General features: G+C 61.9%; 5 protein-coding genes. 2 read left to right on the top strand and 3 right to left on the bottom strand.

All coding sequences use genetic code 11. The annotated features are described in order from the left end of the window. Nucleotides 1-368 precede the first annotated feature (368 nt). Nucleotides 369-983, top strand: a complete 615-nt coding sequence (locus VZ95_RS28315) for an NAD(P)/FAD-dependent oxidoreductase (protein WP_052711835.1) — start codon at nucleotides 369-371, stop codon at nucleotides 981-983. Further along, on the top strand, nucleotides 956-1,483 hold the full coding sequence (locus tag VZ95_RS28310; protein WP_198148338.1) for an FAD-dependent oxidoreductase: 528 nt from the start codon (nucleotides 956-958) through the stop codon (nucleotides 1,481-1,483). The genes VZ95_RS28315 and VZ95_RS28310 overlap by 28 nt, the downstream gene beginning before the upstream one ends. Before the next feature lie 5 nt (nucleotides 1,484-1,488). On the opposite strand, the gene VZ95_RS15575 is transcribed toward VZ95_RS28310, so the two are convergent. From VZ95_RS15575 to VZ95_RS15565, 3 genes are all read right to left on the bottom strand, one after another. Next, nucleotides 1,489-1,992 (bottom strand): arsenate reductase ArsC, encoded by a 504-nt coding sequence (locus VZ95_RS15575; protein WP_456297705.1) that lies wholly within the window; start codon nucleotides 1,990-1,992, stop codon nucleotides 1,489-1,491. A gap of 141 nt (nucleotides 1,993-2,133) precedes the next feature. Next, a complete protein-coding gene (locus VZ95_RS15570; protein WP_052711833.1) occupies nucleotides 2,134-2,604 on the bottom strand; it encodes an arsenate-mycothiol transferase ArsC in 471 nt (156 codons plus the stop codon). A gap of 90 nt (nucleotides 2,605-2,694) precedes the next feature. Continuing rightward, nucleotides 2,695-5,457: a DNA translocase FtsK gene (locus VZ95_RS15565; RefSeq protein WP_232302696.1), complete on the bottom strand. Its 2,763-nt coding sequence runs from the start codon at nucleotides 5,455-5,457 to the stop codon at nucleotides 2,695-2,697. Between the last annotated feature and the right edge of the window lie 243 nt (nucleotides 5,458-5,700).

Below are 5,700 nucleotides of genomic sequence, written 5' to 3'. Positions count from 1 at the left end.
TTTAAGGCTCCGTAAATGTCCGGGAGACAAAGACATGCGGGTTGCGCATGTCTGGCGCGGAATTTTGCCTCTAGTTTTGAGACGCTTAAGACCTTAAGTCTGTTCTTGTGATTGTTGCGACGCAGCAATCGGCCGGGTTCCCTCCCGGCCAGGGGTTTTTTTCAAACCCTACGTCTCCCAGACGTGAAGCCTCCCTGTTCAACTTGTCCCCGCGGTTTTCCGCGGGGCTTTTTTTTGGGTACTGGCCAGACAAGACTTAGGCTGCATTTTCGTTATTTGTCTTTTTTTCGTCATGATTTACGTCTCCCCCCTTCCCCTCCCCCGCCGCCTATGCTTGGCTAAGCATCTCTGCGGGAAAAGGAAGCATCATGCGGGTGATTATCGTCGGCGGCGGCATTGCGGGGCTCTCGACCGCCTGGGCCTTGCAGAAGGCGGGGGCGGAGGTCGTGGTGCTGGAACAGGGGCCGTTGCCCAACCCGGTTGGAAGCTCGGTCGATGACCATCGCTTGATCCGCTACCCCTATGGCACCCGCCTCGGTTTCACGCGCATGGTAGCGGAAGCCTATGCTGCCTGGGACGAGATGTGGTCCGATCTGGGCGAGTGCCATTATGTCGAAACCGGCACGCTGGTCTTGGGCGGGCCGAGCCACGCCGATAATCGCGCCACCGTCGACACGCTGGCAAAAATCGGCCTGCGCGAAGGGCACGCGGTGGAATGGCTGACGGAGGCCGATTTAGCGCGCGATTATCCGTTGCTGGAAGAGGCCGCGATTGCCAGCGGCGGCTATCGGCTGAGCAGCGGCGGGGCGTTGCGCTGCGGACGCATTATACAAAGTCTCGCGCGGCATTTGGCCTTCACCGGGCTCGATATTCGCCCGCACAGCCCGGTGATCGCGGTCGATCCCGTGGGCGGAGAGGTCAGGCTTGCCAGCGGCGAGCGCCTCGGCGGCGATGCGTGGTCGTGGCGGCGGGGGCGTGGCTAACGAAGCTGCTGCCGGAGCTTGGCGCGCGCGTTACCCCCTCGCGGCAGGTAATCGTCTATGTCGCGCCGCCCGCTGAGACGGTGGCGGCGTGGCGGCGCATGCCGATGATGCTGAACATCAGCGCCAATAATGCGGGCTATTATCTGGTGCCGCCGATCCCCGGCACGGGCCTGAAGATCGGCGATCACCGATTCTCCCGCCAGGGCGACCCGGACGGCCCGCGCACCGCGACGCTTGAAGAGGCCCGCGCCGTTGTGGAGCAATGTCGGGGGCATCTCCGCAATCTCGACGGCTACCGGATTCTAGAGCCGAAAGTCTGCTTCTATACGGTCGAGCCGCGCGAGAGCTTCGTTTTTCACCAGCAGGATAGACTGCTGGCGGTTTCCGCCTGTTCCGGCCACGGCTTCAAATTCGGCGCGGTCACGGGCATGGCGGCGGCGGCGCTGGTGCAGGGTCAGCGCAGCCTTGTCGAGGTGAGTGCCTGGGCTTCGGGGGATTGAGGCCTTTAGGCGGCCCGGCCAATCTCGGTAAGCGAATTCAGCAGGGAAAGCTTCGTGAGCGTTCCGAGGGGTAAATTTATATAGATTTGAATGCGCCGCCGCATCAGATCGTAGGTTCGTTCGAAGGCGATGCGCTTTTCAGCATCGGTCCCGATGACAGCGGCGGGGTCCGCCATGCCCCAATGGGCCGTCATCGGCGCGCCGGGCCACGCGGGGCAGGATTCCCGGTGGGCGGCGTCGCAGACGGTAAAGATGAAATCCATCGCCGGTGCCCCCGGTCGGCTGAACTCGGTCCAGCTTTTGGAGCGCAGGCCCGTAACGTCATGGCCCTTCTGGCGCAGCAGGTCGAGCGCAAAGGGATTGACCTCGCTCTTGGGGTGGCTGCCCGCCGAATAGGCCTGAAACCGATCGCCGGCCAGTTGGGTTAAAATTGCTTCTGCGAGAATAGAGCGGGCAGAATTTCCCGTGCAGAGAAACAAAACAGTAAACTGAGACGAATGGATACTCACATTGGGCTCCCATAGATCGATCAGAAACACCTGAATCTCTGTAATATGGGCATTTTTTATGACGATATTATTTCAAAAAATCAGAGTTTAATTTTTTGAACGCCTGAAAACCTACTTCTTTTTTGAGAAAAAATATCTATCCTAAGCAACCAAACTTATGCTCTCTTCACCGGAAGCCTCTTTGAAGAGGTCCAAGGGTTGCGAAGCAAGATGCGCGATGCGCGCTTCCAATAGACCGTAGATGTGGGCAACCTGGTCCGACAGGATGTGATCCGGCTGAAGCTCGGTCGGGATGTGCCATTCTAGAACCAAAGGCTCACCCGGCCAAGCGGTGCGCAGCATCGTGCCGCCGATGAGAACGATCACATCCATTACCGGCGCGGTGGGGGCGAGAAACTCCACCCAGCATTTGGAGCGCAACGCCTTGGTATCGTACCCAAGGGTTCGCAGCAGCGCGACCGCCTGCGGATCGACCCGGCACAAGGGGCTGCTGCCTGCCGAAAACGCGCGAAAACGCTCAGACGCGATCCGGTTCAGCAGCGCCTCGGCCAAAATCGACCGCATGGCATTGCCCGCCGAGAGAAACAGAATATTGATCTTACCCGATGCCACCCACCTACCCACCTTTCCTGTGTTGAACGCTTACCCGTATCATTTCGGGTAAGCGTCTAAAGGAAGGTTAATACGTTCGCATTATTTCGCTTAGGTTTCCCGGCGAATGGTCAGCAGCACTTCCCGTTTCCCGACGTGATTTGGTGCGCCGACAACGCCTTCCGCCTCCATCCGCTCCACGAGGCGCGCGGCGCGGTTATAGCCGATCTGAAGGTAGCGCTGAATGAAACTGGTCGAAGCCTTGCGCTCGCGCATCACTAGGGCGACCGCCTGATCGTAAAGCTCGTCCTGCGGGCCGTCGCCGGAACCGCCGGAAAGGCCGAGGCCGCCACGCTCCTCCTCCACCTCCTCTTCGGTGGTGACGCCTTCCACATAGTCGGGCAGGCCCTGACTTTTGAGGAATTGGACGACCTGTTCGACCTCTTGATCGGACACGAAGGGCGCATGGACGCGGGTAATGCGCCCGCCGCCCGCCATATGCAACATATCGCCCTGGCCCAGGAGCTGTTCGGCCCCGGCATCGCCCAGAATGGTGCGGCTATCGATCTTGCTCGTGACCTGGAAGCTGATGCGCGTGGGGAAATTCGCCTTGATCGTGCCGGTAATCACATCCACCGAGGGGCGCTGGGTGGCCATGATAATATGAATGCCCGCCGCGCGCGCCATTTGCGCCAAGCGCTGAATGGTGGCTTCGATTTCCTTGCCCGCCACCAGCATCAAATCGGCCATTTCATCGACGATGATGACGATATAGGGCAGGTGCTTGAGGTCGATGGGATGATCTTCGAAAATCGTCTGACCGTTGGCACGGTCGACCCCCACGGCGACGCGGCGCATCGGCCGTTCCCCGGTGACTTCCATTTCGGCGACGCGGCCATTATAGCCTTCGATATTGCGCACGCCGAGTTGCGCCATCGCCCGGTAGCGATCTTCCATTTCGCGCACGGCCCATTTCAGCGCCACCGCCGCTTTCTTGGGGTCGGTGACAACCGGCGTCAGCAGATGGGGAATATCGGCATAGACCGAGAGTTCCAACATCTTCGGATCGACCATAATCAGGCGGCAATCCTTCGGCCCGTGGCGGTAGAGCAGCGAGAGGATCATCGTATTGATCCCCACCGACTTCCCCGACCCCGTGGTTCCGGCGATCAGCAAATGCGGCATTTTCGCGAGATCGGCCACCACCGGCACGCCGCCGATATCCTTGCCCAGAATGAGCGGCAGGCGCGCGTCCGAGGCGGAATAAGCGTCCGAGCGCAGCATTTCGCCCAAATAGACCATCTCGCGCTGGGGGTTCGGCAGTTCAATGCCGATCACCGTGCGGCCCGGCACCACGGCGATGCGCACGGCGACGGCGGACATCGAGCGGGCGATATCTTCGGCGAGCCCGATAATGCGCGACGATTTCGTCCCCGGCGCCGGCTCGAACTCATAGAGCGTCACCACCGGGCCGGGGCGGACATCGACGATTTCGCCCTTGATGTTGAAGTCTTGCAGCACCGATTCGAGCTGGCGCGCGTTGGTATCCAGCACCTCATCTTCCACTGCCTGTTCGCGGTCGGCGGGCGGGCAGGTCAGCATTTCGGCAGCGGGCAGCGTGTAAGAAGCACGAACGACGGGCAGCGGGGCTAAGTCCGTCGGCGTTTCGGGCGACTCCTCATCGATCCCCGGCGCGTCGGACTCCTCTTCCGTCTCCAGCCGCCCGTCTTCGGCATCGGGGGCGAGGATCGGCTCGGGATCGACCGTTACCGGCGGCGGGGCGACGAAGGGCGCATCGCGCTTCTCGATCACAATCGGCGGCAGGCTGAAGGCGCTGTCGTGGGGTTTGGCCGCCGCGAACGGGGCGGGAGCCGCCAGCGCCGCAATCGGGGCCAAGCTGGGGCTCAGGCTCGGCGGCAGAATATTGGCGAAGGGGGAGTTGAGCGTTTCGGTGAGAAGCTGGCTCATCGATGCCGGGCGGACTGGCGGCGCGATGGGCGCTGCCCCGGTTTCAGGCGCGCGCGCGGCCTCGGCGGCTTCCTCCGCCAGCAGGGCTTCGAACTCTTCCTCTTCGGTCAGCGGGGCCGGGGTTGCCAGAACCAGAGGTTCCGGCATCGGTAAGGGCTTTACGTCGAGCGCCGCCGTGCGCAAGGCTACCGCCGCAGCGGTTTCGCGGCGGGCACGGTCGAGATCGTCGCGCAGTTGGGCGACTTCACGGCGCAGCGAATCCGCCGCCAGTCGCGCTTCGGTGGCGAGGCGTTCCGCCACCAGCCGTTCGTCTTGCAGGGCTTCAAGCGCCGCTTCCGCGCCTTTACGCGTTTCGGCGAGGGCCGCCAGCGATTGTTCGGCGGCGATGCGGTCGAGCCGAAGCTGGTCCAACTCTTCGCGCACTTGATCGAGGTCGGATTCAAAGTCGAGCCGGACCCGCTCCCCCTCCGCCCGCGCCGCGACCTGGGCGGCTTCACTTTCCTCGACGATGGTTTCCAGGCGGATCACTTGGCCCAGCAGCGCGTCGCAGGCGGCATCGCGGTCGGCGACATCGGCGTCGTAAGCGGCTTGCGCCTGGGACCGGCCCAGCGTGATCCCCTCTTCAAGCCCGCGCAGGAACAGCAGAGCCCCCGCCACGGCGCGCGCTTCCAAGGTTTCGCCGGTCAGCAGCAGCGGAGCCGCATCGCCTTCCGTCGGCAGCAGTGCCCATTCCAATTGGCCGTTCGCGGTAACATGAGGCGAGAGACGACAGCGGTAGCCGCGCCCTTCCACCGAGGCATTGAACGCCGCCGCCGTGGTGGGGAGCAACGCGCCCGCGTCCACCATCGGTGCATCCTCCTCCAGCACGGCTGAGTGCATAGAAACAGGTGCAGAGAGCACACTCATCGGCGATTCGCCTTTCTCCGAACGGGTTAAGAGCCATTCCCTATATATCAGGTGAAGAACAAGCCGCGAAGAGCAATGTATGACAGGGTTCCTGTTATCGTTCCGCCCAAAGCGTGCAGCGCAGTATAATTTCTGCGGCGGCGCGAAATTTGTAACAGTCTGTATCAATGTGTCGAAACCGAAACCGGCTTGAAACACGGCAGTACGCTGTGTTTTTAGGCAAAGATGGTACGAAGAGACACG

Source organism: Elstera litoralis, assembly GCF_000963705.1.
GTDB lineage: Bacteria > Pseudomonadota > Alphaproteobacteria > Elsterales > Elsteraceae > Elstera > Elstera litoralis.
Note: the sequence above shows the minus strand (reverse complement) of the source record. Positions and strands in the feature narration are given on the sequence as shown.